At 33.9% G+C, this 25,752-nt stretch carries 26 protein-coding genes, 2 tRNA genes and 4 pseudogenes; 8 read left to right on the plus strand and 24 right to left on the minus strand.

Translation table 11 applies throughout. The features are described from left to right. From GA0061081_RS11055 to GA0061081_RS02660, 3 genes are all read right to left on the minus strand, one after another. A partial coding sequence (locus tag GA0061081_RS11055; protein ID WP_167349281.1) for a hypothetical protein occupies window positions 1-251 on the minus strand: 251 nt, incomplete at its 3' end. A 423-nt stretch (window positions 252-674) separates the two neighbouring features. Continuing rightward, entirely contained in the window at window positions 675-1,130 is a 456-nt protein-coding gene (locus GA0061081_RS02655; protein WP_091346829.1) for a DNA polymerase III subunit chi, read from the minus strand. A gap of 15 nt (window positions 1,131-1,145) precedes the next feature. Continuing rightward, a complete protein-coding gene (locus tag GA0061081_RS02660; protein ID WP_091346830.1) occupies window positions 1,146-2,627 on the minus strand; it encodes a leucyl aminopeptidase in 1,482 nt (493 codons plus the stop codon). Between the two features lie 137 nt (window positions 2,628-2,764). Here GA0061081_RS02660 and lptF point away from each other — a divergent pair, with 137 nt between their 5' ends. Together lptF and lptG are read left to right on the plus strand one after the other, a co-directional pair. Further along, the gene (gene lptF / locus GA0061081_RS02665) at window positions 2,765-3,868 is read left to right on the plus strand and encodes an LPS export ABC transporter permease LptF (protein ID WP_091346832.1); all 1,104 of its coding nucleotides are present in this window, start codon (window positions 2,765-2,767) and stop codon (window positions 3,866-3,868) included. A gap of 10 nt (window positions 3,869-3,878) precedes the next feature. Continuing rightward, window positions 3,879-4,943 (plus strand): LPS export ABC transporter permease LptG, encoded by a 1,065-nt coding sequence (gene lptG / locus GA0061081_RS02670; protein ID WP_091346834.1) that lies wholly within the window; start codon window positions 3,879-3,881, stop codon window positions 4,941-4,943. An 81-nt stretch (window positions 4,944-5,024) separates the two neighbouring features. On the opposite strand, the gene msrB is transcribed toward lptG, so the two are convergent. Genes msrB through msrA form a run of 3 tightly spaced genes read right to left on the minus strand, consistent with a single transcriptional unit; the run spans window position 5,025 to window position 6,588 of the window. Next, complete coding sequence (gene msrB / locus GA0061081_RS02675; protein ID WP_091347245.1) at window positions 5,025-5,456, minus strand: peptide-methionine (R)-S-oxide reductase MsrB; 432 nt, start codon at window positions 5,454-5,456, stop codon at window positions 5,025-5,027. 55 nt (window positions 5,457-5,511) lie between these two features. Then, window positions 5,512-6,039: a cytochrome b gene (locus tag GA0061081_RS02680; protein WP_091346836.1), complete on the minus strand. Its 528-nt coding sequence runs from the start codon at window positions 6,037-6,039 to the stop codon at window positions 5,512-5,514. A gap of 15 nt (window positions 6,040-6,054) precedes the next feature. After that, window positions 6,055-6,588: a peptide-methionine (S)-S-oxide reductase MsrA gene (gene msrA / locus GA0061081_RS02685; RefSeq protein ID WP_091346838.1), complete on the minus strand. Its 534-nt coding sequence runs from the start codon at window positions 6,586-6,588 to the stop codon at window positions 6,055-6,057. A 177-nt stretch (window positions 6,589-6,765) separates the two neighbouring features. Here msrA and GA0061081_RS02690 point away from each other — a divergent pair, with 177 nt between their 5' ends. Beyond that, window positions 6,766-7,038 carry a DksA/TraR family C4-type zinc finger protein gene (locus GA0061081_RS02690; RefSeq protein WP_091346840.1) on the plus strand — a complete coding sequence of 91 codons (273 nt, stop codon included), beginning with the start codon at window positions 6,766-6,768 and terminating at the stop codon, window positions 7,036-7,038. A 64-nt stretch (window positions 7,039-7,102) separates the two neighbouring features. Here the strand turns inward: GA0061081_RS02690 and GA0061081_RS02695 are convergent, their stop codons facing one another. Further along, the gene (locus GA0061081_RS02695; protein WP_091346843.1) at window positions 7,103-7,753 is read right to left on the minus strand and encodes a DUF421 domain-containing protein; all 651 of its coding nucleotides are present in this window, start codon (window positions 7,751-7,753) and stop codon (window positions 7,103-7,105) included. A 451-nt stretch (window positions 7,754-8,204) separates the two neighbouring features. Here GA0061081_RS02695 and GA0061081_RS02700 point away from each other — a divergent pair. Continuing rightward, window positions 8,205-9,286 (plus strand): annotated as a pseudogene (locus GA0061081_RS02700) (IS3 family transposase). Window positions 9,287-9,494: 208 nt separating this feature from the next. Here the strand turns inward: GA0061081_RS02700 and GA0061081_RS02705 are convergent. Beyond that, on the minus strand, window positions 9,495-9,716 hold the full coding sequence (locus tag GA0061081_RS02705) for an EexN family lipoprotein (RefSeq protein WP_091346844.1): 222 nt from the start codon (window positions 9,714-9,716) through the stop codon (window positions 9,495-9,497). Between the two features lie 1,364 nt (window positions 9,717-11,080). On the opposite strand from GA0061081_RS02705, the gene GA0061081_RS02710 reads away from it, so the two are divergent. Further along, window positions 11,081-11,338, plus strand: a complete 258-nt coding sequence (locus GA0061081_RS02710) for a type II toxin-antitoxin system prevent-host-death family antitoxin (protein WP_091346846.1) — start codon at window positions 11,081-11,083, stop codon at window positions 11,336-11,338. Between the two features lie 27 nt (window positions 11,339-11,365). Further along, window positions 11,366-11,623: pseudogene (locus GA0061081_RS11280) on the plus strand (type II toxin-antitoxin system RelE/ParE family toxin); the annotation flags it as partial. Window positions 11,624-11,847: 224 nt separating this feature from the next. On the opposite strand, the gene GA0061081_RS02720 reads toward GA0061081_RS11280, so the two are convergent. From GA0061081_RS02720 to GA0061081_RS02735, 4 genes are all read right to left on the minus strand, one after another. Then, window positions 11,848-12,768, minus strand: a complete 921-nt coding sequence (locus GA0061081_RS02720; protein ID WP_085246537.1) for a LysR family transcriptional regulator — start codon at window positions 12,766-12,768, stop codon at window positions 11,848-11,850. Window positions 12,769-12,892: 124 nt separating this feature from the next. Continuing rightward, entirely contained in the window at window positions 12,893-13,099 is a 207-nt protein-coding gene (locus tag GA0061081_RS11285) for a tautomerase family protein (RefSeq protein ID WP_370737814.1), read from the minus strand. A 111-nt stretch (window positions 13,100-13,210) separates the two neighbouring features. Then, on the minus strand, window positions 13,211-13,501 hold the full coding sequence (locus GA0061081_RS02730) for a hypothetical protein (protein WP_091346850.1): 291 nt from the start codon (window positions 13,499-13,501) through the stop codon (window positions 13,211-13,213). 130 nt (window positions 13,502-13,631) lie between these two features. Beyond that, the gene (locus GA0061081_RS02735; protein WP_091346852.1) at window positions 13,632-14,561 is read right to left on the minus strand and encodes a DMT family transporter; all 930 of its coding nucleotides are present in this window, start codon (window positions 14,559-14,561) and stop codon (window positions 13,632-13,634) included. Window positions 14,562-14,692: 131 nt separating this feature from the next. Between GA0061081_RS02735 and GA0061081_RS11290 the strand changes: the two are divergent. Beyond that, window positions 14,693-14,896: pseudogene (locus tag GA0061081_RS11290) on the plus strand (DUF3732 domain-containing protein); the annotation flags it as partial. 471 nt (window positions 14,897-15,367) lie between these two features. Here the strand turns inward: GA0061081_RS11290 and GA0061081_RS02745 are convergent. Together GA0061081_RS02745 and GA0061081_RS02750 are read right to left on the minus strand one after the other, a co-directional pair. Beyond that, window positions 15,368-16,479, minus strand: a pseudogene (locus GA0061081_RS02745) (IS3 family transposase). Between the two features lie 148 nt (window positions 16,480-16,627). Next, window positions 16,628-17,896, minus strand: coding sequence for a 3-deoxy-D-manno-octulosonic acid transferase (locus GA0061081_RS02750; RefSeq protein WP_091346854.1), 1,269 nt, complete (start codon window positions 17,894-17,896; stop codon window positions 16,628-16,630). Window positions 17,897-18,151: 255 nt separating this feature from the next. Here GA0061081_RS02750 and GA0061081_RS02755 point away from each other — a divergent pair, with 255 nt between their 5' ends. Continuing rightward, complete coding sequence (locus GA0061081_RS02755) at window positions 18,152-18,433, plus strand: YciI family protein (RefSeq protein ID WP_065586252.1); 282 nt, start codon at window positions 18,152-18,154, stop codon at window positions 18,431-18,433. A gap of 145 nt (window positions 18,434-18,578) precedes the next feature. On the opposite strand, the gene GA0061081_RS02760 is transcribed toward GA0061081_RS02755, so the two are convergent. The 10 genes from GA0061081_RS02760 to artP form a co-directional block, all read right to left on the minus strand. Further along, on the minus strand, window positions 18,579-19,106 hold the full coding sequence (locus GA0061081_RS02760; RefSeq protein WP_425337778.1) for a tyrosine-type recombinase/integrase: 528 nt from the start codon (window positions 19,104-19,106) through the stop codon (window positions 18,579-18,581). Between the two features lie 66 nt (window positions 19,107-19,172). Then, entirely contained in the window at window positions 19,173-19,526 is a 354-nt protein-coding gene (locus tag GA0061081_RS02765) for an Arm DNA-binding domain-containing protein (RefSeq protein ID WP_085248691.1), read from the minus strand. Between the two features lie 212 nt (window positions 19,527-19,738). Beyond that, window positions 19,739-19,814: transfer RNA gene (locus GA0061081_RS02770), tRNA-Gly, on the minus strand. A gap of 12 nt (window positions 19,815-19,826) precedes the next feature. Next, a tRNA-Leu gene (locus GA0061081_RS02775) sits at window positions 19,827-19,914 on the minus strand. Window positions 19,915-20,141: 227 nt separating this feature from the next. Beyond that, window positions 20,142-20,696: a CDP-diacylglycerol--glycerol-3-phosphate 3-phosphatidyltransferase gene (gene pgsA, locus GA0061081_RS02780; RefSeq protein ID WP_091346858.1), complete on the minus strand. Its 555-nt coding sequence runs from the start codon at window positions 20,694-20,696 to the stop codon at window positions 20,142-20,144. A gap of 108 nt (window positions 20,697-20,804) precedes the next feature. Further along, window positions 20,805-22,640 carry an excinuclease ABC subunit UvrC gene (uvrC, locus tag GA0061081_RS02785; protein ID WP_091346860.1) on the minus strand — a complete coding sequence of 612 codons (1,836 nt, stop codon included), beginning with the start codon at window positions 22,638-22,640 and terminating at the stop codon, window positions 20,805-20,807. A gap of 1 nt (window position 22,641) precedes the next feature. Beyond that, window positions 22,642-23,319 carry an arginine ABC transporter permease ArtM gene (gene artM, locus GA0061081_RS02790; protein ID WP_091346862.1) on the minus strand — a complete coding sequence of 226 codons (678 nt, stop codon included), beginning with the start codon at window positions 23,317-23,319 and terminating at the stop codon, window positions 22,642-22,644. A gap of 12 nt (window positions 23,320-23,331) precedes the next feature. Then, window positions 23,332-24,060: an arginine ABC transporter permease ArtQ gene (gene artQ, locus GA0061081_RS02795; protein ID WP_091346864.1), complete on the minus strand. Its 729-nt coding sequence runs from the start codon at window positions 24,058-24,060 to the stop codon at window positions 23,332-23,334. Window positions 24,061-24,191: 131 nt separating this feature from the next. Beyond that, entirely contained in the window at window positions 24,192-24,926 is a 735-nt protein-coding gene (locus GA0061081_RS02800) for a transporter substrate-binding domain-containing protein (RefSeq protein ID WP_091346866.1), read from the minus strand. A gap of 23 nt (window positions 24,927-24,949) precedes the next feature. Next, window positions 24,950-25,678, minus strand: a complete 729-nt coding sequence (artP, locus tag GA0061081_RS02805) for an arginine ABC transporter ATP-binding protein ArtP (RefSeq protein WP_091346868.1) — start codon at window positions 25,676-25,678, stop codon at window positions 24,950-24,952. Between the last annotated feature and the right edge of the window lie 74 nt (window positions 25,679-25,752).

Raw genomic sequence — 25,752 nt, forward strand, 5'->3', positions numbered from 1 at the left:
TGTATATCATTAAAAGTACTTCCATTAACTAACCTTATCGGATTTGTCGAACTTGATGTGTTAGTTGACGGCGTGATGGTTCTACCATCTGGCAACTCAATAGCTAATAATGTGTCAGTCGTTGTTGCTTTAGTTCGCCCCCCATCAAACGTTAAATACGGCGCACTACCCTGAATCACTCTTGAGGTATAAGCCGTTAATGCCAAAGAACTTTGCGAATACGGCAATAACAACAACGTAGCAAAAACCAATAAAGACCTTGATAAGAAGGATAAAATTTTAGACCTTGATGATAAGCTTGCAAATAAACTCAGCGAGTTTGCAAAGCTTGATGATTTCGATAACTTCGGTGATAAAAATAAGAATGGAGTCTGATTTTGACTACGATGATATTGAAAAAGATTTAGAACATAGGTTTGGCATGCCAGATGCCAGATGCCAGATGCCGATTATGATAGCGCATTTCGATTATCCTGTCAAGTAAATTTTTGTTTTATTTCAATTTTATATAATTAACCGCCCAACTAGCGAGCATTTCCTTGCTTTGAAAGCGGTTAAATTATAACCGGTTGATTAATGATGTGCTAGTTTTTTTGTTAAAATTTTGTGAAGTTTTGTTAATGATAGAGGAGTGAGCTTTTGTTGGTGTGTTTTTGGTTAAAAACGACTTCACCTTAGTCACATGTGACCGATATAGTTTTAAGGTTAAACCCTGCCTCTTTATAACATTTATACCTTACCCGTGCTAGGGACTTTAAGTCTTCTCCAACTGGAACAAAGTCAATAATATCATGGTAAACATTGGCAAATTCAGGAAACTGCTCTTGTAAATTAATAAGCAGCGGTCGGCGGCCGCTGCTGCGTTTTTGTGGCCAGCTGATTTCGACTGGTGATCCCCCTTTCATACCTTCACCGGCTAAATTGTGTGGTACAAAGCTGTCGGTACTCAATTGCCATAGGTATTCGTCTATTCGCTCGGCTTGAGCCTGATCTTGACATGCAACTTGCACACGTAAATTAGCTTGCCATGCTTCGACAATTTTTTGACATGCTAGTTTTTCGTAATAAAGCACGCCTGATTCGTTGGCTTCGGTTTGGTTTTCGAGTAGATAGAAGATCACTTTTTTCATAAATACTGGCTCGATTTATTGGTCAAGTAGATATTGAATCAACATAGCAACAGGGCGTCCCGTTGCACCTTTTTGGGAGCCAGACTTCCACGCAGTGCCGGCAATATCTAAATGTGCCCATTGGTACTTTTCAGTAAATCGTGATAGAAAACAGGCAGCAGTAATCGTGCCACCATCACGCCCACCGGCATTAACAATGTCAGCGCATGTGGATTTGATCTGTTCTTGGAATTCATTGTCGATTGGCAAAGCCCAAGCTTTGTCGCCAGCTTTTTGCGATGCGCTAACCAATTGTGCAACTAATTTGTCGTTGTTGCCCATAACACCTGTATAGTGATGACCAAGTGCAACAATACAAGCGCCTGTTAAGGTGGCAATGTCGATGACGGTTTTTGGATTGTAGCGTTCAACATATGTTAAAGCATCGCACAATACCAAGCGTCCTTCGGCATCGGTGTTAATCACTTCAACCGTGGTGCCTGACATAGTGGTGAGTATGTCACCTGGGCGGTAACTATTGCCATCAGGCATGTTTTCACAGCCGGCCATAACGCCCACAACATTGATCGGTAATTTAAGTTCAGCAACAGCTTGCATAACGCCATAAACCGTTGCAGCACCACACATGTCGTATTTCATTTCGTCCATGCCTGCAGCAGGTTTGATAGATATACCACCCGAATCAAACGTTAGCCCTTTGCCAACTAACACATAAGGCTGGGCTTTTTTGTCTTTAGCGCCTTGGTATTCAATAATGGTCATGATCGATTCATTTTGCGATCCGCGCCCAACAGCTAAGTAGGCATTCATATTTAATTTTGCCAGTTCTTTTTCACCAAGGCAGGTGACTTTGAGTGATGGATGTACTTTGCTAAGTTGTTTGCCTTGCTCAGCTAAATATTTTGCATTGCAAACGTTCGATGGCATGTTGGCAATAGTTTTAGTTGCGGTAATAGCATTAGCAATAATTTCACCCTGTAATAAGTTGTTAGTTAATTTTGTTAACATACTTTTTTCACTAACCAATAATGTCACTTTTGTTAGACTTGGTGCCGGAGTTTTAGTTGTTTTGAATTCGTCAAACTGATAGGTTATATCGCTAACAATTTGCGGTAGCTGTTTGGCAATTTGTAGGCTATTTGTGTGATTAACATTCAATAAGTCCCACGCGATGCTTTTGATTTTTTTGGCAAGCAGTTCTTTAATGACAGCCTGAATGACTTTTTGGGCTTGCATTAAGTCAAATGCTTTAGCGTTGCCGCACCCAACAAATAAGAGTTTTTGTTTTAGATTGCTGCTAGTTGCATATAATAATGTAGTTTTGCCCAATTCGTGGCTGATATCGCCTGATTTGATAAGCTGGCTCACTAGACCGTTAGTTGATTTGTCGATTTCTTTAACAAAATCTGACTGACTTTTTCCTGAATCAATTGAAATAACTAAACACTCTGATTTTTGTTTGGTTATAATAGTGCTGTTTTTTATTTGAAATTCCATGGTGCTTCTCGTTTATGAATTGATGGGGATTGTCAATATTTTATCGGTTCAGTATTGGATAGCAACAAAAAGATAACTAAAACTAAGCAAATCAGATTATAATAACCCGATTTTGTACCAACATATATAGGTAAATTGTGATAATTCGTCGATATTTAGTTAAAGAGACATTAAAAACCCAAGGGGCAATTTTATTTATTTTATTGTTGATTTTCTTTTCTCAAAAATTAATTAGAATTTTATCAAGTGCGATTGATGGTTCGATCCCGCATGAATTAATTATGCCGTTGTTGGTGTTAGGCGTGTCAAATATGGCCGATCTTATTTTACCTTTGAGCCTGTTTCTTGGCGTTTTGGTAACTTTTGGACGGCTTTATTCTGACAGCGAAATGGTAGCGATGCATGCTTGTGGGGTTAAGAAGAATTTGACTTATCAAGTAGTACTTTTTCTGTGTATTTTGACCTGCATATTAACAGCACTCAATTCGCTTTGGTTTGGTCCTTGGTCTAATGCTAAGCAAGATCAGCTTCTTGCTAATGCTAAAATAAACCCTAGTTTAGCAGGATTGTTAGCCGGGCAATTTCAACAAACACCTGATGGTAATTCGGTGATTTATATTGGTAATGTGGATAATAATAATTTAGAAAATGTGTTTATTGCTCAAATCAATCCAAAAACCAATCAACGCCCTTCCATTATTATTGCTAATAAGGGAAAGACTGCACATGATGATGAAGGTAATCAAATCATCACTCTTGAAAATGCCAATCGTTATGAAGGCACAGCGCAATTAAAGGATTTTCGAATTTCAAACTTTCATAATTATTTAGGCATTATTAAACCCAAGGTGTTATCAACCAACGAGGATACAGATAAAACTGATGTTCAACAATTGGGATTATTTGAGCTAGCAAGCACCAATACACCAAAAGCTACGGCTGAATTTTATTGGCGAATAACTTTGATTATTTCAGTGCCATTAATGGCATTTTTAGTGATTCCACTGAGCGTGTCTAACCCTCGCCAAGGGCGACTTGCGCAAGTTTTACCTGCTTTACTGCTGTATTTAGTCTACTTTTTGTCGGCCAGTTCTATTAAGGCCAATGCAGGTAAAAGCCGTTTAGATCCCGAATTATGGTTTTATATTTTGAATTTAGGATATTTTGTGTTAGCGCTTATTTTGAATTGTTGGGATAACCTATTTATGCGTAAACTTCGCTTAAAATATACGGCATCTTAAGGAGAAAAGCGTGTTTTCGATTCTAGATCGTTATATCGGTAAAACTATTTTAAGCACCATTGGTGTTAGCCTTTTTTTACTTATTAGTTTGTCGGGTATTATTCGTTTTATTGATCAACTGCGAAAAATTAAAGTTGATTATGATGCGTTTTCTGTAGGTATTTATACCCTATTAATGGTGCCAAAAGATTTGGAAGTGTTCTTTCCTATGGCAGCACTGTTAGGTGCTTTAATTGGTTTGGGCTTGCTGGCGTCACGCAGTGAGCTAATTGTAATGGAAACTTCGGGCTTTAGCCGTTTTAAAATTGCGTTTGCAGTGATGAAAACAGCCTTACCATTAGTGTTAATTACCATGGCGATTGGTGAATGGGTTGCGCCAGTTAGCGAACAAACTGCACGTAATATGCGTTCTGAAAAACTGTATGGAAATTCGTTGATGGCTGAACAAGGCAGTCTTTGGGCTAAAGATGGTAATGATTATGTGTATATTGGGCATGTAAATAACGATAATTCGATTTCAAATATTTCTATCTATTCGGTCGATGAAAATAAGCTACTATCCATTACCCACGCCGCCTATGGTGTTTATGAAAACGATAGTTGGACTTTGTCGCAAGTAGAAAAAAGTGAGCTAACAGATCCAAATAAAGTAGTAGGCGTTAATATGGTATCCACGCCTTGGAAGACGAATATTACTCCCGATAAGCTCAGTATTGTCGCCTTTGATCCTGAATCATTGTCGGCTTCGGGGCTTTATCAATATTCGCAATACCTTAAAAGCTCAGGGCAAGATACTAAGTATTACGATTTGCTATTTTGGAAAAAGATTATCAAGCCAGTTTCGGTGGCGGTGATGATGTTGTTAGCTTTGTCGTTTATTTTTGGTCCGTTACGTAGCGTATCGATGGGGATTCGTGTGCTGATTGGCATTAGCTTTGGTTTCTTGTTTTACATTGCCGATAATTTGTTTGCTCAAGTCAGTATTGTGATGGGCATTTATCCTGTTATTGGATCACTTATCACTAGTTTTGCGTTTTTATTAATCAGTTATATTTTATTTAAACGAAAGAATTAATCTAACTATGTAAAAATCCTATCATCTTTTGCTGAGATGATAGGATTCTTTATTTTATGAGATTGTTTTGTCGCCTTTTATTTATGATTTATCAAACAGCTTTAAATATTGTCCATAACCTTCTTCTTCAAGCTCATCTTTTGGAATGAACCGTAACGAAGCCGAGTTGATGCAATAGCGCAGTCCACCTAAATCTTTTGGTCCATCATTAAAAACATGACCAAGATGAGAATCAGCACTAACCGATCGAACTTCAGTTCGGCGCATACCAAAGCTGGTGTCTTTTTTTTCAACAATGTTGCTCTTCTCTATCGGTTTAGAAAAACTCGGCCAACCACACCCCGAATCAAATTTATCTAACGAGCTGAATAGCGGTTCGCCCGATACGATATCAACATAAATCCCTTCCCGATAATTGGCGTTAAATTCGTTGTCAAAAGGAGGTTCAGTGCCATTACGTTGCGTAATATGGTATTGCATGGGGGTTAATTTTGAGAGTGCTTTTTGCTTCATTGTATTTTCCATAAACCACCTTCATTATTTTATGTTATTTTTTAATTTATTTAGATTAATTACGGCTTAACATTGACTGTAATACTTTATCCTTAATCCAAAAATAATGAAACAAAGCCCCAGCTATATGTACGATAAGTAAAACAGCAAGAAAATATGCACTCACAGTGTGGGTTTGGTGAAATGCCTGATAAGCCTCATTGGGCATATCAATAGCAGGAATAGAGATAATGCCAAAGACATTGAGTGATCGACTACTCATTAAATAACCTGAAAGCGGCACAATCATTAATAAAAGATAGATAACTCCTTGTATTGATTTTGACAAAATTCGCTGTAGTTTATGATGTTTTGGCAACACATCAGGTACCCCTTGCCGCTTAATCACTACCAAACGCCAAAATGTGATGCCCAAAATCAGCACACCAAAGGATTTATGTAATAAATAAACATTGACCATCCCCCCTAAATAAGGTGACAACGTCACCTTAAACGTAACTAGCAAAAAAACAAATACAATTAATACCAATGTTAACCAATGAATCCATTTTTGTTTACTGCTATATTGTGGATAGTTTTGCATGATGGAGTCATCCTATTATTTATTATTTGTCCAATGCTCAGACAAAAAATGGGCTCGCCCTGATAATTGGTAATATCGATTATAATGTTGTGGCTGTTTAATGTAATAATTTTGATGGTCATCTTCAGCTAAATAAAAAGCAGTTGCAGGTTCAATGGCTACCTTAATTGGTTTATCAAAACATCCACTTTCTTGTAAAGCTTGTTTCGATGCCAATGCCAATTGGTGCTGAAATTCGTTATGATAAAAAATAACTGGACGATAAGAATTACCCCTATCAGCAAATTGACCTTGCGAGTCGGTCGGATCAATTTGACGCCAAAAGATATCCAGAAGCTTTTTATAAGTGATTATTTTAGGATCAAACGTGATTTGTACCGCTTCGGTATGGCCAGTATGACCAGCACAAACTTGCTGATAGGTTGGATTGACGACATTTCCTCCCGTATACCCCGACACCACATCAATAACCCCGTCATACTGATCAAACGGTTTAACCATACACCAAAAACAACCACCGGCAAACGTTGCTTGTTCATATTGTTGCATAATAACCTCCTGAATTTATGGTGTTTTATAATGTTCAACAATATATCTATGTATTGCTTAACACCGGCTTTATCATTCACATTAAAATGATCGGCCATTAGCTAGCATATTACTTGAAAAAGTATAAAAAAACACCATTTCTTTCATTAGCTATTTCAGTTATAGGGGGAGTTGTTTATGGCAAGTGGATGGGCATCTGACGATGCGGTTAATCAACAAATTGAAGGCACCATTGCTGATGCTATTGCAATCGCAAGACGACAACTTAATCACGGTACCACTAGCGCTGATTTTTGTATTGAGTGTGGAGAACCTATTGCCGAAGCCAGAAAAGCAGCATTACCCGGAGTGCAATATTGTCTGTCGTGCCAACAAGAAATCGATAAGCAATTAACCAAAGCATCAAGCCTATATAATCGCCGTGGCAGTAAAGATAGCCAACTGCGTTAATTAGTCAGTGGATATAAAGTAATTGAGTTGAAAATGGGTGGACCTCAATCCACCCTAAAAATAATTATTTGTTACCTTCACGAACCGCATCATAAGGATAAATAATCAACTTATTATCAAACCATTCAGCGCAAAAAATATCTTCTATTTTTTCGTAACCTTGTTTGGTGATCTCACGTTTAACCCAATCTTCATCTTTGTTAAGCTGTTTAAGATTATCCTGACTAATTGCACCATTTTCAATAATGAGCACAGCAATATCTTTATCACCTTTTTTGATAAGGGTTAAAGAACCATTAAGTTCATACCAAACTTCTTTTAAGTCACCAAATGAAGGAATGCCTTGAATGTTAACTAATGTTTCAAAATCCCTTACTGGTAAGTTTGCTTTAATAAAATTATCCGTTATTAAATGGCCATTTTTAACTAATTGAATTGGTTTACCATCAATTGTGTCACGTAAACGTGAGTTTTTAGATTTGATAAATCGAATTAAAACAAGCAAACCCGCCCAAATTGCAACTAATCCAGACGCTTCCCAAGGTGACACTGTTGGGCTAAGCAACGCGCCCCCAACTAGCGCACCAATGACCATACTACCAACCTGATCGAGCTGCGACATTGGCGCAATTTGACTCTTTCCTGATAATTTGACATAAATAAGTAAAATAAATATAGCTAATAAAAATTTTGGTGCCATTTCTAATAAATACATGTCCTTCCTCCAAGCTAAACATTATATGTTGAACTACAATTCCAAATGCAAAATCAATAGAAACTTCTGTATCGAAACGGATAACAATTTATATAAAACTGGTATAGCTTTTATTTAATTGATAATCAATATGTATCTGTTTTATGACTAAAATTGGGTATGATTATTAATATAACTTATTGATTGTATTTTACTCTAAAATTTAAACAAGTTATAAGATTATTGCTTTGATTGCGATAATTAATTTCTATTATGCAATGCGATTCTACATAATGAGATATTAAGCGATTGTAATAGCTAAAATACGATTAATTATTACTTAAAAAATCGCTCGCATTATGCGTGCAAATTATCGAAAACACTTTAATCCCCCACATTTTTAGCTATTCCCTAAAATAGCACAGTAAAAAAAGAAAAAATTCTCTATGATAAAAGTAAAGGGGATTTAATTATGAAAAAAATGACTGAACATCAGATTGCATCTATTTTAAAAGAAGCTGAAGCCAGTATTCCTGTCAAGGAGCTCTGCCGTAAATAGGGCATGAGGAATTCAACTTTCTATAAATGGCGGGAAAAATACGGCGGAATGGAAACTTCGGACATCAAACGCTTAAAGGAGTTGGAGGCCGAAAACCGCAAGCTTAAGCAGATGTTTGCCGAACTGAGCTTAAAATCCCAGCTTCAGGAAGAAATTATAAAAAGCTTTAGTGCCCACAAAGGCACGTAAAACGTAGGCACAGCAACTACAACAAAATCATTTAGTTACTATTGCTATGAGTTGTGCCATTGTTGGCTTAAGCCGTTGTGCTTACTATTATTAACCCAAGTTACTGGATGATTCGGTGATTATTTCGATGTTGAATGCTATCACAGACCGGCATTTACGCTGGGGCATTTCCTAAATGCTTTAATCGTATCAAAAAGCTTGGCTATAAATGGAATCATAAACGTGTGTATCGGGTGTATTGTGAGTTGAAACTTAATCTCAGGGTAAAGCGTAAAAAACGTATCCCCCCAAGAACACCAGAAAAGCTATTGGTTCCTAATAAACAAGGTGAATGCTGGTCAATGGATTTTATGAGTGATAGTAGTCGTAATCAGCGTCGCTTTAGGACATTCAATGTCATCGATGACTTTAATCGTGAGGCGCTAGGCATTGATATTGCAGTAAGCTTACCGGCAGGGAGAGTTATCCGTTATTTAGATAAACTGGCCGAATATCATGGGTATCCATTAAAAATACGAGTCGATAATGGACCAGAATTTACAGGAAAAACCTTTATAAACTGGGCTAAATCGCATGATATAACCATTGATTATATAGAGCCCGGTAGCCCTTATCAAAATGGCTATATTGAACGATTTAATCGTACCTATCGTACTGAAGTACTTGATTTATATCTTTTTAACAACTTAGCACAAGCAAGGAGAATAACCGAAGAATGGTTAACGATTTATAATACCGAAAGACCACATGAGGCATTAAATAACATGACACCCATTGAGTATAAAACACTAAAACAAGCAGCATAATTTTCTACGTGAATCGTGTACTAAGTTTGGGGTATTTACATCAACATCATTCGTGCGGTTTATCCCTATATGCATAGGGAACAGTCTAATTTTTTCCATATTACCGAGCACAGCAGCGATCCCTATGTGCATAGGGAACAGATGAATAAGAATCAGATTAGCAAGTCTATAAACTTATCACAGATAGAGATTTAAAAATATGATAAAATTAATCCCACGCGTGAGGGTTGTGTTTTGGTGTTTCTATACTTATTAATGCATCAAATACATTTTTACAGTTTAGACTATCTCCATCAATTTCGCCATTTTGACATTTTTTATTATATTCATCTCGTAGTTCTTTGTTATTTTCAAAGTCAGAAACAGTATATGTCTTCTCATTACATCCGAATAAAAACATAGTAGTAATTAATATTAGTATCTTTTTCATATAAATTCCTTATAATCGTTGGTTAATATTATTAAGTTTTATTGTGCTTTATTAAGAAAGCATTTACAGCCAACCGCAGTAAATCAGATATTGTTTTTAAAGGCAACTTTGCACGTTTATTTTTTATTGCAATATCTTCTAATTCTTCATATTGAATTTCATCAATTTCAAACGAAATTTTTCTCATTACTTTAGATTTAGATTCTATCTTACCGCCACCAGCATAAGGACGATCTGCGGTTTATCCCTATGTGCATAGGGAACAGACCAATTATAACATTTTGTTTTATAATTAAAATATTTTAGTTTAAATTTCTACCAACTTTTTTAATTATTCTTAAAATAACAATTATTTTATAATACATTGTTTTTATTAAATTAATATTAAAAATAAAATAGAGAATATGGCGCTTTTTTTATTCTACCAATTAATCTTTAAATTTCTTATAGTTATAACATAGTTAGCAATAAAACAAGGTATTTCTTTATTAAAAAAAGCACAATTTTTGTTAAAAATATTCAGGAGTCTATACCGTTTCAACGTGAAATTATTTTAAATTTAATGAGTTAATAAATTTTATTGATGAAGAATAATATACTATTTAATGTATTTATTCCGATAATGGACGTGAATGTCAAGGCATAAGTAAACACCTATTTGTTAAAACAGGTAATAAACTATAATATCAATCAAAAAGTTACCAAACCAGCCTGCTCACAAACGACTGGCAAAGCGGAAAGAGTGATACGAACTTTGAATTGCGATGTGGCATCATCAGCCAATATTTAGCAATTCAAAAGATAGGCAACAAAACTTAAGCAATCTATTAACTATTATAATACCGTTAAACCGCATAAAGCGATTGCAGGAAAAACGCCTTATGCGTTTTTAAAGGATTATTTGAATCATGAAGTGTAAACAACTCGGCGTTTTCTTATTGCTAAATTATTACATCCCCAAAAACTTAGAAATTGTTTAGTATGAATTGTGGGCTAATTTTTTGAGTATCACTGAATTACTCTGTTCTATCTTGGAAAGTAAAATCACATTTAAACATTGATATTATAAATTCTAATGGACTAAGATCGATTTTATATTGGAGCGGGAAACGAGACTCGAACTTTATATGTAACCTGCTGTTATTAATGCATATTATTTACACTATATAATTTGGTGTACTAAAAAGTGTACTAAATTTATAACGCTGTGAAATAATAACAGATACAGAGTAAAAAACAATATCTCAGATAAGTCTATCTTTTTAAGATTTTCGAATTAATACCATAAAGTAACTATTGTTATAATTTTTAAAACAGGTAAAATTTAGACAAAATAGCTATTTTAGCTAGAAAGGAGAAATAAAATACCCACTAAAGTTCTAACCGCCTATGAGGTGAAAAGCCGATTTGGTGAAGCTGTGCTTAGTGCACAAGCTTCACCTGTGACTGTCACTAAAAACGGTAAGCCCGTGTTAGTGATGATATCGATGGATGAATATCAGCTATTTGAAACGATGAAAAAGAACCATGTTGATACACAAATTAAGCTAGGCTTAAAAGATATTGAAGAGGGTAGAGCAATTGATGCCGATACCTTCTTTAAGAATCTGTTAAAGGACTAATCGTGCTACCCTCAACATGCAGCCAAACAGCTAAAACATATTTATGAGTATTCCATAAAAAATTGGAGCCAAGAGAAAGCAAAAGAGTATATTTCCAATTTGCATAAAGCTATCTCTTTGCTTGTTCAGTCGCCAAGTATTGCCATGCAATATGAAAAGGATATTTGCTATTTTCCCAGTCAAAGTCATATTATTTATTTTATTCAAGACAACAAGAAAATGATCGTTTTGACCGTGTTACATAAATCTTGTTTACCTAGTAATGATCCGATATTACAAAAATAATCAATACAGTTAAGCAGCGTCCGCTATTTTAAAATATTTTGTTAAACTCAATTAATCTGTTATCTTTATTACCGTTTTTTAAAACGCTGAGGTACTTCGATTAAATCAAGTAAAATATGTATACAATCACAATAAGCGCAATAGGTAAGAAAAAATTTTGATAGGTTAATTCGCCTTTTTTGCAAATAGTAGAATATCTGCGATTATATAAAAAGCCTGTATTATCAACTAATTTTTTTAGTAAAATAATCGATAAATACTTTAAGTTTCATTGAATTTTTATATGTTGAAGGATAAAGAAAACAAAACTCCCAAGTATTTCCTTTATTATACTCAGACAAAATTTCAACTAATTCTTTTCTCTTTAACTCTTCTTGTACAGAGAAACTAAAAAGTTGAACTATACCACCATCGTTTAAGGCTAAAAATTTAGTCGCTTGAATACTATCAAAGATTTGTATTTGGCTATTTTCAATATTGTCTTTGCATATATTTTTATTCAAAAATGCCCATTGAAATCGTTTATTATTTTGACTAGAGCTAAAATTGATACATTTATGATTTATTAGCTCATCAGGACAAACAATCATGCCATTTTTTGTAAGATAATTTGGGCTAGCATATAATCCAGTTGTAGCGACAAACAAATTTTTTTTAATTAGAAATGCTTCTAGTCTTGTATTTTCTTGTATTAGCCTAACTGAGAGATCATATTCTTCAGCAACGAAGTCAATATTTCTATTAGTTACATGAAAATCAAGTTTTAAATTAGGATATTCTTCGGAAAAATTAGCTAGATAAGGAGATATTTTATAGTTAAAAAAGGTCTCTGGTACGCTTATTTTTAATTTACCCTCTATTGTATTTTTTTCAGTTTTGATAGAGTGTCCAGCATTAATTAGCATATCTAGTATTTCAGAGCATTTTTTATAATAGATACGCCCTTCCTGAGTCAGTTTGACTTGGCGTGTACTACGTGAAAACAAATCAAATCCGATTCTTTCTTCAAGTCTCTTAATAGAACGACTAACAGCAGCGGGAGTAATATTTAAGTATTCAGCAGTAACTGAAAAATTCTCATTTTCTGCTGCTACTAAAAATAACTCAAGGCTAGCGATATGCATAGTTTTAAACTGTTTTTTCATCGAATTGCCTTGATTTACGAAAAATAGCTACTATCGGAATATTTTATAATTTGGATTAATTGATCACAAGAAAAACTTCCTTGTAACCAACATAATGAATTACAAAGAATGTAAATACAATAGCTTATGCTACAAATTGCATCTTTCCGCCACCAAAAGACCAATTTACAGGCTCATTCTCTATTAAGCAAATAGCGACATCATCTATAGATATATCTAGTTGCTGAGATATTTGTTCCGCTATTTTGTAATACAATTGTAATTTACTTTGCTGTGTTCGCCCCTTATTCATTGTAATTTTGATAAAAATAAAGTTATTGCTATAACTAATATCCCAAAGTTGCTCGGGAGTGAGCTATATACAGTATCGGCGATGATTTTTCTTTTAGATTCAAAATTGTTATTTGTATAATAAATATCGATTAATGGCATATGTAATTCCTTATACTATTTTTTTTAAAATAAAAAATAATTGTTGCTCTTGATAAACTGGGTTATTAATTTGATGCTTTTCTATGAGGTGTATATGATCTACCAGATGGTGTTTTAAGCTCAAAGCCACCGTAAACATCAATTTATATTGCTCTTTAAGTTGTCTTTCAATATCTTGAAATTGACCTACAATAAATGAAAACTCATTCATGGCATCTGTGTTTCTAAGCATATAATTCTTGTATAGTACTAAATCAGCTATACATATCTCGTCAGATGTAAATGTTTCATATTTTTGCATCTCTCTAACCCTGTATTACGATCTATCTCAGCAATATGATGAATAGAAGTAACAACAAATAATATATTTTTCATCGAAGTGTTCCTTGTTTTAAATTTAATGAATTTATTAATTTTATTAAGTGGGTTTTTTATTTCTTATTTTTAATTGATCTCATGAAAATATTATTAAGAATTAGTGCAATAATAGTGATTATCGCTCCTATAATTTCGGTATATGAAATGGTATGGCCTTGATAGATGCCAATAATAAAAGAAATGACAGGTACTAAATTTACAAAAAGAATACCATTGATAGCACCAAGACCATTGATACCAGCATTCCAAGTAATGATTACTAATGTTGTGGTAACAAGCACAAAAATATCAAATCCACTTGAGGTTAATGCATCCAAACTTGGAGGACTTGCAAAGCCTAAGAAAGACGCAGTTAAAGTAATTGCGATAATACTTATTACGCCAAGAGAAGAACTTAATGCGGTTACTCTTAATGCACTCCACTTGTATTTTGCAATTATCGTATTTGCAAAATAGGTATAAATAACCCAACAAGTTGTAGCGGCTAACAATAATAAATCACCAACAAAATTTGATGAGGCTATCAAATTATTGAAATCTCCATTTGTTATAACCAAAACAATTCCTACAAAAGCTAATACCGTGCATAAAATTGTTTTAATATTAGGTATATTGCGAGTAAGGATGGATGACAGAATAATTGATAACATTGGCATTAATGCTAATATAATTGTTGCATGTTCGGCAGAAGAAAAACCAATGCCGATAAAAGTAAGGAAGTTTAATCCGGCAAAACCTATCGTACCAAAAAACCATAACTGGAAAGTTTTTCCTTCCGTTTGATAACTTTTTTTGCCTTCTATAAGAAGCAGAACAGTGCTTACAAGCAGTGCACCAAGAACGTAGCGAATAAAAGTCAGATAGTAACCATCTATACCAGATGATACAGCATGTTTTGAGGCCGGATACATAATCCCCCAACCTAGCACTGTAATTAATAAATATAATGTGTATTTATAATTTTCTATTCTATTCTCTTTCATAAAAGCCAGCCTTGTTTTGCTTATTATTGTTCATTAACCTTTATAATATTTTTTTGAGAAAAGATCATTATTCTGCCTGTAATATCATTTATTACAGCAAGTAATAAATGATATTGCTTTGAACCTAAACTTCTGATGCCGATCTTAATGCCGTGCGTCGCCTATTCGAATTGTTACTTAGATTTACTAAGGAAGATGTTCCTAGTTTTCAACTGATCGTTATAAAATATGCAAATCTAAGCGAACAATAGTTTCAGAATGCCTTAGTTGAAGAACCGTGGGCTAAACTACCTGTACTTGTTCCAGAAAATTGGTCACAAGAAAGAACCAGCTGATATACTTACAAAACTGAGCTTGTCTAATCTAATGATTTGCTCAGTGCTTATATTGTGCGGAAACTCATTATAATAATGTAAATTTTATTTGAATTTTGAAATAATTATTGTGTACTTGCAGATCGTTAAATAATTTATGCATGGATACAAAAAATATTCAATTCACTGTATGGGTTTGTTTCCAATCTAAAATAAATTAAAATGCTATATATACATCTAACCAACGTGTTTATCGTTATCCATTTTAATATTTTTGATAAATAATTTAAAAATAGTCATTAGATTCAAAAGTTACATCAGTTTTTAATGTATTTATATTTTATACGATAAAAAATATACCATCCCCTATAGCCCTCTATACTCAGCAATCAATTGTTTTATAACAGCTATCGGTAAAAATTAAAAATTGTGGAAAATAAATTGATAATTATCAATATAATCTATAAAAATAAATTGATCCTCGCCAAAATATTAGACAGTGCCCACCTCTATCATTTTTTCATATTGGTAATATTGTTGTTCATATTGTTCAGGTGATACCCAGCCATTAGCTGAATGACGGCGTATCCGATTATAATAGATTTCAATATATTCAAATAGTGCTTTATTAGCCTGCTTCCTCGTTTTGTAGTAACAGTCATGAATAATATGTGTTTTGAGTGTATGAAAAAAACTTTCAACAACCGCATTATCAAAGCAGTTTCCTCTTCGACTCATGCTTTGCCTTAGTCCATATTGTAACAATAACTGCTTGAAATCAGCACTGCAATATTGGCTTCCTTGGTCACTATGAATGAGTACATTTTTAGGAAAATGACGCCGAAATAAGGCTTGTTTTAATGTATTACACACTAAATGACGGTCTATGTAGCGACTGGTTTGCCTAGCAATCACTTTTCGTCCATATAAATCGATAATCACCGACAAATATAACCAACCTTCACCCGTTTTAATATAAGTAATATCGGTTACCCATGTCGTATTCGGCTTATCAGGGTTAAATTGCCTATCTAACGTGTTGGGCGCAATATTGCGATGAGCAGTGTCTGTTTTATACTTGAATTTACGTGCTGCTTTACTCCGTAATCCTAATTATTGCAAAACACGGCTAATTGTCCTTTCTGAAACTTGATAGCCCGCTTCCCTAGCATCATGAAGCAGGCTTGGCGCACCCAAACGGGCCTTATGTTGCCAATACTGCTTTTTAATATACTCGCTGAGTTTGGCTGATTTGTTTGCTCTTTTTAACCAAGCATAATAACCCGATGAACTGACACCAAGTAATGAGCATATCTTAGTAACGGGATAGCAGGTTAAATGATTTTTCATATAAGCGTACTTCACCGACTTGGATTGTTGATGAAGTACACATGCGCCTTTTTTAGTATATCATTGGCCATTTTCAGTTCTTTAATCTCTTTTTCTAACGCCATTATCCGCTGTTGCTCAGTGGTTAACTCTCGACGGCTGGTTTTATTCGGGGAAAGTTGCCTAATCCATTTATCTAGGGTTGATTTACCCACACCTAGATGGTTGGCAAGTTCGTTGATAGAAAGGTGTGCATGGGATAACGCATAATCCACTGATTGTTGTTTAAATTAGATACTAAATTTTTTGACCATGATATTTGTCTCCTATGATTTTTGTTTATATCATAGAGGCAACTTTTGTCCATTTTTTTGGCGAGGATCAGTTTATGAGCATCAAAAATCAAACTACTACTTAAATTATCTAGCTTCTTATCCATTTTTCTATCTCCCTAAAGTGATTAATTAATATAACTGCCTCTTGTTCTACGGTCTTAACAAAACTATTATAAATACGAAGTCTATCTTGAGTCGTCAGACTTTCTATCTGTTGAAAAATACTATTTATGTCATGTTGTATATCTGGTATAAAAGAATGTAATAGTTCATCCATATATTTCTGAGAAGAAAAATGGGGTCCGTAATAAACCATAGCACCATGAAGAAGTGGTTCAAATAAACTATGTCCTTTTAAAGAGGAGTCAAAAGAACCAAATACAATCGATGCGTGTGACATAGAATAAATGCGATTCAAAACTCCATAACTTTTTACAAAAACAATATCTGACAATATATTTTCAATATCGCTACATTCCGATATAACCTCTACTTGATTATTATATTGCTTTTTAAGTACCTGAATAAAATCATCAAAAAAATTAATATGTCTGGGCACAAGTATTATTTTATAATCAAGATGAATTAATTTAGATAAAAGAATATTAACAGTATCAAGTTCATTGGGATGAAAATTAGAAATTGCTATTACTTTCCTTTCGGAAGTGATATTTTCAACACCATTAACGCGAATATTTAAGGGAAGTTTGTAGCTAGGCACAACCGACACATTAATATCTGGCATTATATGTAGCAGTTTTGTTCTAAGGTCATCTGTTTGTACATAAGCATTTTTAATTGGCGAAAACATTAACTCTCTATAATACCTGTTACTAAGACGTTGTATTGTTTTATCTGAAATATGACCATTTAAAAGTATCACCTCTCGCTTTAGCATATTCATTACTGCAAGAAAGTTTGGCCAAAAATCATGCTCAATAATGATTGCTTTTTTGATATGAAAGTGACTAAGAAACAAAGTTTGATGAATTAATGAATCAAAAGGAAAATATAATATTTTCAAATTCAGTTTATTCTTATGTAGTTTTTTATAAGCCTGAATAGATGTTACTGTTAATATAATATTTTCATTTGATTCTGGTTCAAATGAATTAATTAAATTAATTGCTGCATCAACTTCTCCTAAAGATATTGCATGAATCATTATACAATTCTTTTTATTCCATCGATGAAACAAAGAAGTAAGAAAATAATGTTGACCAATATGTTGTAAATTATCTCTAATTTTAATATTCTGTTTACGAGCCTTAATGAAAGAATAAACAGCAAGCGCAGGCAAAAATATTAACAAAAACTGAGTGACTATCAATAAACAATATCTAAATAATTTATTCATTTTTTTCTCTATCGTTTAAATAAAACTGTAACTATCCCCTAAAATAGTACAGCAAAAAAGTAGAAAATTCTCTATGATAAAAGTAAAAGGGGATTTAATTATGGAAAAAATGACTGAACATACAGATTGTATCTATTTTAAAAGAAGCTGAAGTCGGTATTCCTGTCAAGGAGCACTGTCGTAAATTCTGGTGATTTTTTTGAGATACGAAACCTACTACGTTAAATTTAGTTTTTATTATACAAGGAGAATAAAGTGATAATTGCAGCCCTAAAGTTTAAAAAACCGATGCCTGAAATTCTTGCAAAACTGGACGAACATAATGTGTTTTTAGATAATTATTTCGCTCAAAATAAATTTTTGGCATCTGGACTTTTAGAGAGTAAAACAAGCGGTATAATTTTAGTAATGAGTGATTCGATTGAAGAAGCAAAAGATATTATGAAAAATGATCCTTTTTATATTTATGACCTCGTAGATTTTGACTACACGTTGTTTAATGCAACGAAATTATCGCCGAGTCTATCTTCAAAATAAATCGACTTTCTTAATTTAAAAGTATTCTTTGTTTACTCGAGATTTTTAACATACCTAAAGTCCTAAGTAAATAAATTGAATAATCGATCAGTTTTATCAATTGAAATAAAAAGGTGCTTTAAAAGCACCTCTGATTGCGGTACTGTCAAGTTAACTCATCATTGACGGCTTGTCTTAATAGCGGAATGACATAATCTGGAATAACGTGCCCGGCGTTGACTAAACGCTTAGATTGTTTAATTTCCCCTGCGGGGATCGTCCATACCTGATTATCTAAATCAAATTGTTCTGGTTTTGAAAACCTTAACTCACCTGGTCTAACCCCAGTTAATAACAACAACTTGAGTGCCAGTTTAGTTTGTATATCCCCCGGATAACGAGATAACGCTATTAAAAACCGAGGAATATCCTGCATCTCCAAGTGAGAGTTATTTTTTTGGGCTGGTTTAGGGAGAGCTAAAAAAACAATATCCGTGGTTGGATTGGTTTTGATTAACCCATCGAGCATGGCATGTCGGAAAATATCAATTAGCCAACATCGCAGCTTCTCAGCAATCGACAATGCACCACGTTCTACTTTACGTAACACTTGCTGAATATCTCTCAGGGTGATTTTCTCAATAGGAATAATGCCCAGTGTCGGTAATATATCTTTTTTTAAATAACGTTCAATTTAAGTTTTAGTCGAATTACGACGTTTAGGGTCATCAATGCCCAACTTTTTAAATTTTAGGGCTTTTCATCTTGGGATAAACATTCCCAATGTCAATGAAGTGTTATGATGTGCTTCATATCCTTCTTCGTCCAAGATTTCCATTTTAGCTTGAGCAGCACGACGGTGCCCTGGACGGGGATCTGTTCCTTTGGCAATATCAGCGCGGTAATCATCACGCTTCAATCTTGCTTCTTTCAGTGACAGTTCTGGATAGGTGCCTAAAGAAATTCTCGGTTGTTTCCCTTGCCAACTGAATCGAAAGTGCCAATATTTACCGCCACAAGGGACGACACAAAGGCTTAAACCTTCATCATCATTGAGGGTATATCTTTTTTGTTTTGGTTTGGCATTACGAACGGCAATTTCAGTTAAAGCCATAATAAAACTCTCCTTTAGAAATCAAACTAAAAGGCATATATAAAATAAGAGGTTTGTTTAAAAGATAAAAGTGTACTAGCTCGAACTCGAAGTGTACTAAATTTGAGCGCCTGTGGGTATATTTGGGTACATCTCAGTATACGAAAAACAACTAAATATTAATTAAAAATCATTAAGTTGTATATTTTAGTACGGCTTTATACATCATGAATTGGAGCGGGAAACGAGGTTCGAACTCGCGACCCCGACCTTGGCAAGGTCGTGCTCTACCAACTGAGCTATTCCCGCATAGGTGAGAAGTGGTGCCCGGGGCGAGACTTGAACTCGCACGGCCAAAAAGGCCGAGGGATTTTAAATCCCTTGTGTCTACCGATTTCACCACCCGGGCTCAAAGCTGATTACTAAGAAGTAATTCGTTTTGAATGCAGTGCATTTTACCGATCTTATGATTTCAGTCAATAAAAATTTTAAATTAATCGTTTAATTGTTCAATGTTTGACTGATTATCACTTTAAATGCAGTATTTTGAATTTGAAAGGGGATGAGTAATTTTGTTTATACGAACTTTTTGAACAAAACTACTCATATAAAAGATATTAAGATGTTAACCAAAAGTTATTCTTCTTCTAATAAATCGCTATGTGCTATCCATAAATATTGTAACATTGATAATAGCGTTAATACTGTTGCAATAAATAATGCTGCAAGACCTGCGTAAATAACAATGTCACAAGGGCGCCAAAGTAGCCAAGTTAGCGCTGTCATTTGTGCTATCGTTTTGATTTTACCAATTGACGAAACGGCTACATTGTTGCGTTTGCCGATTTCAGCCATCCATTCGCGTAAGGCCGATACTATAATTTCGCGCGAAACGATAATAATTGCTGGAATTGAGATCCACCATGCTTGGTAATATTGGGTAATTAAAACTAGTGCAATTGTTACCATGATTTTGTCGGCGACTGGATCTAAAAATGCGCCAAATTTAGTTGTTTGACCTAAGCGACGGGCAAGATAACCATCTAATACATCAGTCACAGCTGCAATTAAAAAGATCAATGCAGAAAAAAAACCAGACCATTCATGGGGAAACAAATAAAATGCCAACACAAAAAAAGGGATTAAAATAACTCGAAATAGTGTTAAGGCTGTTGGAAAATTAATTTTCATGTGACATAAACTCTTTTTTTATTTTATTAATCAATGTATTAGAGATTGATAAAAAACAGTCTTTTCTTAATGGTTATGTTGCCTGAAATATGTTATTTTTTCAATGTGTTATTGTTGTAAATTTAGATAAATTTTTTCAGCTAATGATTTTGATATACCTTGCACTTGAGCTATTTCGTCAATACTGGCACTTTTTAACTCTCTTAATCCGCCAAAATGTTTGAGTAGTGCTTGACGTCTTTTGGCACCAATGCCTTCGATATGCTCTAATGCACTGTCAGTAAGTTGCTTTGTTCCTTTTTTACGTTGACCTACAATAGCATGATCATGTGATGCATTTCTAATTTGTTGAATGAGCAATAGTGCAGGGGAATGGTCATCAAGGTAATATCCCGTGCCATGAGCTTCAAAAAAGAGGGTTTCTAATCCTTCTTTGCGCTCAGCGCCTTTAGCTACGCCAATTAAAATAGGGTGATTTTTGTTCCAATTAACATCCAATTGTTCAAATACTTGTAGAGCTTGGTTAAGTTGTCCTTTACCGCCATCAATAAAAATAATATCAGGCACTTTTTCAGTTGGTAGATCTTTTTTATTATAACGGCGAGTTAATACTTGTTCCATTGCTGCATAATCGTCACCAGGTGTAATACCGGTAATATTGTAGCGTCGAAACTCAGATTTAACCGGTCCCTTATCATCAAACACAACACAAGATGCAATGGTATTTTTACCCATAAAATGGCTAATATCAAAACATTCCATTCGATTAATTTTGTCAATCCCTAAAAAGGCTTTCAATGCATCGTAACGTTGTTTAATTGTTGAGTTTGCTAGTAGTTTATTTTTAACCCCAGTTTGAGCATTCACAGTTGCAATATTGAGTAATTTAAGATTATCACCTTTGGGTTCATCAACAAGTTTAACTTGATGCTCAGCAATAAGTGACAGTGTCTCTTCCATTGGTTGTTTATCAGACAATGAAAAATTAAGTAAAATCTTTTTAGGGATATTTCTATTTTGATTGCCTTGCAGATAAAATTGTCCCAAAAAGGTTTCAATAACTTCTTCTAGTTCGGTATTTGATGGCACTTTAGGAAAATAAGATCGATGCCCAAAAGTTTGGCCATTTCGAATAAATAAGACATATATACAAGCCAAGCCTGACTCATAATGGAAACCAATGACATCAAGATTATCATTATTATTATATATAGCTTGCTTTTCATTAATATGTTTTATTGCTTGTAGTTGATCGCGCAAAACCGCAGCCTTTTCAAAATTGAGCTCGCTACTGGCTTTTTGCATATCTTCGGTTATTTCTTGTAGTATTTGATCTGATTGTCCCGATAAAAATAATCTAACATAATTAACTTGTTCTAGGTAGTCTGCATCACTGACTAATCCAGAAACACAAGGACCCAAGCAACGTTTGATTTGATATTGCAGGCAAGGGCGAGTTCGATTTCGATACGTTGTATTTAAACACTGCCTTATCGGAAATGTTTTTTGCAACAGAGCTAATATCTGTTTAACTGCATAACCACTAGGGTAGGGACCAAAAAATTCATCTTTTTTACGATTAATTGCTCCACGATAAAGGGATAGTTGAGGATGCCTCTCTTTGCTTAGTTTTATAAACGGATAGCTTTTATCATCCTTTAAAAGTACATTATATCGTGGCTGATGCTTTTTGATGTATGTCTGTTCAAGTAGCAGGGCTTCAATTTCAGTATTGGTAATTGTAAATTCAACATGATGGATATGGCTAACAAGCATATCTGTTTTTAGTGTTTTTTTACTGCTATTAAAATAGCTTTTTAAGCGATTATTGAGATCTTTGGCCTTGCCCACATAAATAATCGTCTCTTTATCATTAAACATCTGATAAATTCCCGGTTTATGTGGGACAGTTTTCAAAAAGGATGTTGAATCAAATTGGCTCATATTAGTTTTCGAATGTGAGGGCTTTTTTCTCTATAACTCTCATAATGGTGCTCAGTAAGCCATTTATCAAGAGGTATATTAGCCCTGCAACCACAAAAATAGAAAAATCATAGTAATCACCATTTAATTGATTGCTATATCCCATTATGTCCATTACTTGGATCATTGATACTAATGCAGTACCTTTAACTACAAAAACGACTTCATTTGAATAAGTTGAAAGAGCTCGTTTTAATGCATATGGCATGACAACTTTTAATGTTTGTTTTTTATTCATACCAAGCGCTTGACAAGCTTGCCATTGTCCTTGAGGTAAAGATTTTAGTGCACCATAAAAAATTTGTGTCGTATAAGCTGCACTATTGAGTGTTAAGGCTAAGTATGCACAAAACCAAGATGATGAAATAAGTTCATAAAGGGCTGGCATTTTACTTAACGTATCACTAAATTGCGAAGGCCCGTAATAAATTAAAAATAGTTGCACAAGCAGTGGTGATCCTGTAAATATAATAATATAAGTACGAATAACTTTAGTTAATACAGTTGAATTTAATGATAATAAACATGTTAAAACAACTGCTAGTAAACCTGCCGATAGAATTCCCAAAATACCTAAGCTTAAAGTATTAGGTAGACCTTGTAGTATGATTTTAAGGTAATAAATAAAATTATCAGACATAATACGACCTTATTAACTTTTTACTGATGTTGGTTGTTCAAAATAAGTTGAACGTTTTTCTATTCGGGATATTATTTTTTGGCTTATAATTGAAATGATTAGATAAATAATCATTGCAATCACATACCATAAAAAAGGTTGGTTGGTCCGAGCAATAATCGTTTTAGTTTGCATCATTAAGTCATTAATTGCAATTGTCGAAACTAATGCTGTATCTTTTAACAAAATTAACCACTGATTACTTAATCCAGGTAAAGCATGACGCCACATTTGTGGCATGATAATGCGAAACAATGTACGAGATTTACTTAGTCCAAGTACTTGAGCCGCCTGTTTTTGTCCATTTGGAATTGACTTAAATGCACCACGAAGCGTTTGTGATGCATAGACTGCATATAATAGTGAAAGTGCAGCAACACCACATAAAAATGGGTTAATATTAAAATCTTGAATATCTAGTTGTATTGTCAATGAGGTAAAGTAAAGATTAACTGTAAAACCATCATTTAATAATATGAGTAATAAGGGTAATCCGTTATAAATAGCGACGACAATTAATAGTTCAGGTAAAGCACGAATCGTTAAATTAAATAGAGACATTAACCATGCAACAGGTTTGAATGGAGCCGATTCTAATAGCGTAAAAATAAAGGCAAAAAACATTCCTACAACTAACGATACCAAAGCTAATGATAATGTAATTAATGTAGCTTGCATTAGTGGCAAGATATATCCATCCATCAAAGATAGAATCCAGTTTATTCCATTTGTTAGAAAGTCTGACATAAAAAAACCGTTGTTAAATTAAAAAATAAACTCGCCGCAAAATATGCGGCGAGATCATAGCGAAGTCGAGTTTTACTGTTTAATAATTATTTATTAAACCATTTTTTATAAATAACATCTAATTCACCATTTGCTTTGAGTTTATCCAGAGCTTGGTTAAATTGATTTAGTAATTGATCATTGCCTTTACGAACTGCAATACCTAAACCTTCACCAAAAAATTCATGATCAGTGATTTTATCACTTAATGGTACAATATCAGAATCTTTACCTAGCCACTCACCAGCAACAATTGAACTTGATACGATTGCATCAATTCGTTTTGCTTTTAAATCTAAAAAAGCAAATTGATAACTATCGTAACTAACTTGTTTAATATCAGGGAATTTTTCATTTAGATATTTTGGATAAGTTGTTCCTTTTTGAACACCTACAGTTTTACCTTTTAATTGTTCAAGGTCAGTCAATGTATCTTTTAATGTAATGAATTGAATTGAGCTATCATCATAATAAATTTTGGTAAAATCAACTTGCTTTTGGCGTTCTGGTGTAATATCAATTCCAGCTATAGCTGCATCAATTCGACGAGTTTTTAAACTAGGAATTAAGCCATCAAATGATTGATTGACAACTTTGCAAGAAGCTTTTATTTCATCACAAATTTTATTAATCACATCAATATCGAAACCAATGATTTCATTTTTTTCATCAGTAAATTCAAAAGGCGCATAAGTTGCTTCTGTGCCAATTGTTAAAGTGTCTGTTGCTTGAGCTACAAACGCTGTTCCTGCAAGAAAAATGGCTAGTAACGTTTTTTTCATATATCCACCTAAATTTATTTTAATTAATGTGACAAATAAGCTTTAAACTCTTCAGTTTGAGGATGAGCAAAACACTCCAGTTGTCCTTGTTCAATAATTTTACCGTGCTCCATATAAATGACTTGCGAAGCAACTTTATGTGCAAAATCGACTTCATGCGTAACGATAATTTGCGTAATACCTGTTTCAGAAAGTTCATTAATAATTTCAGCTATTTGTGATGTAATTGCTGGATCTAATGCAGCCGTTGGTTCATCAAATAATAATATTTTAGGTTCCATCATTAATGCTCTAGCAATAGCGACACGTTGCTGTTGACCGCCTGAAAGATGAAGAGGATAACGCTTTGCCATATCATCAATTTGTAATCTGTTTAAAATAGCCATTGCTTTATCGCTAGCTTCTTTTTTAGATAACTTTAATATTTGGCAAGGTGCTTCAATCAAGTTTTCTAGCACCGTCAAATGTGGCCATAAATTGTAGTTTTGAAACACCATTCCTACATTTTTACGAAGATGACGAATTGTTGATTCACTGATTTTTTCAGAAAAATCAAAATGTGAATTGGCGATAGTCATCTGTCCAGATGTCGGTATTTCAAGTAAATTAAAAACTTTTAATAAAGAGCTTTTTCCAGCACCACTCTGACCAAGTAATACAATAGTCTCACCAAGTGGATAGCAGAGAGAAATATCATTTAAGGCCTGATGTTTACCATAAAAACAGTTAATATGGTTTAATTCAATATTCATTGTTAGTCATACATTTTTTTGATGCGATAATTGATTAAATATTACATTTTTTTGCATAATAATGCAATCTAATT

It is taken from the genome of Gilliamella bombicola (assembly GCF_900094945.1).
GTDB classification, from domain to species: domain Bacteria; phylum Pseudomonadota; class Gammaproteobacteria; order Enterobacterales; family Orbaceae; genus Gilliamella; species Gilliamella bombicola.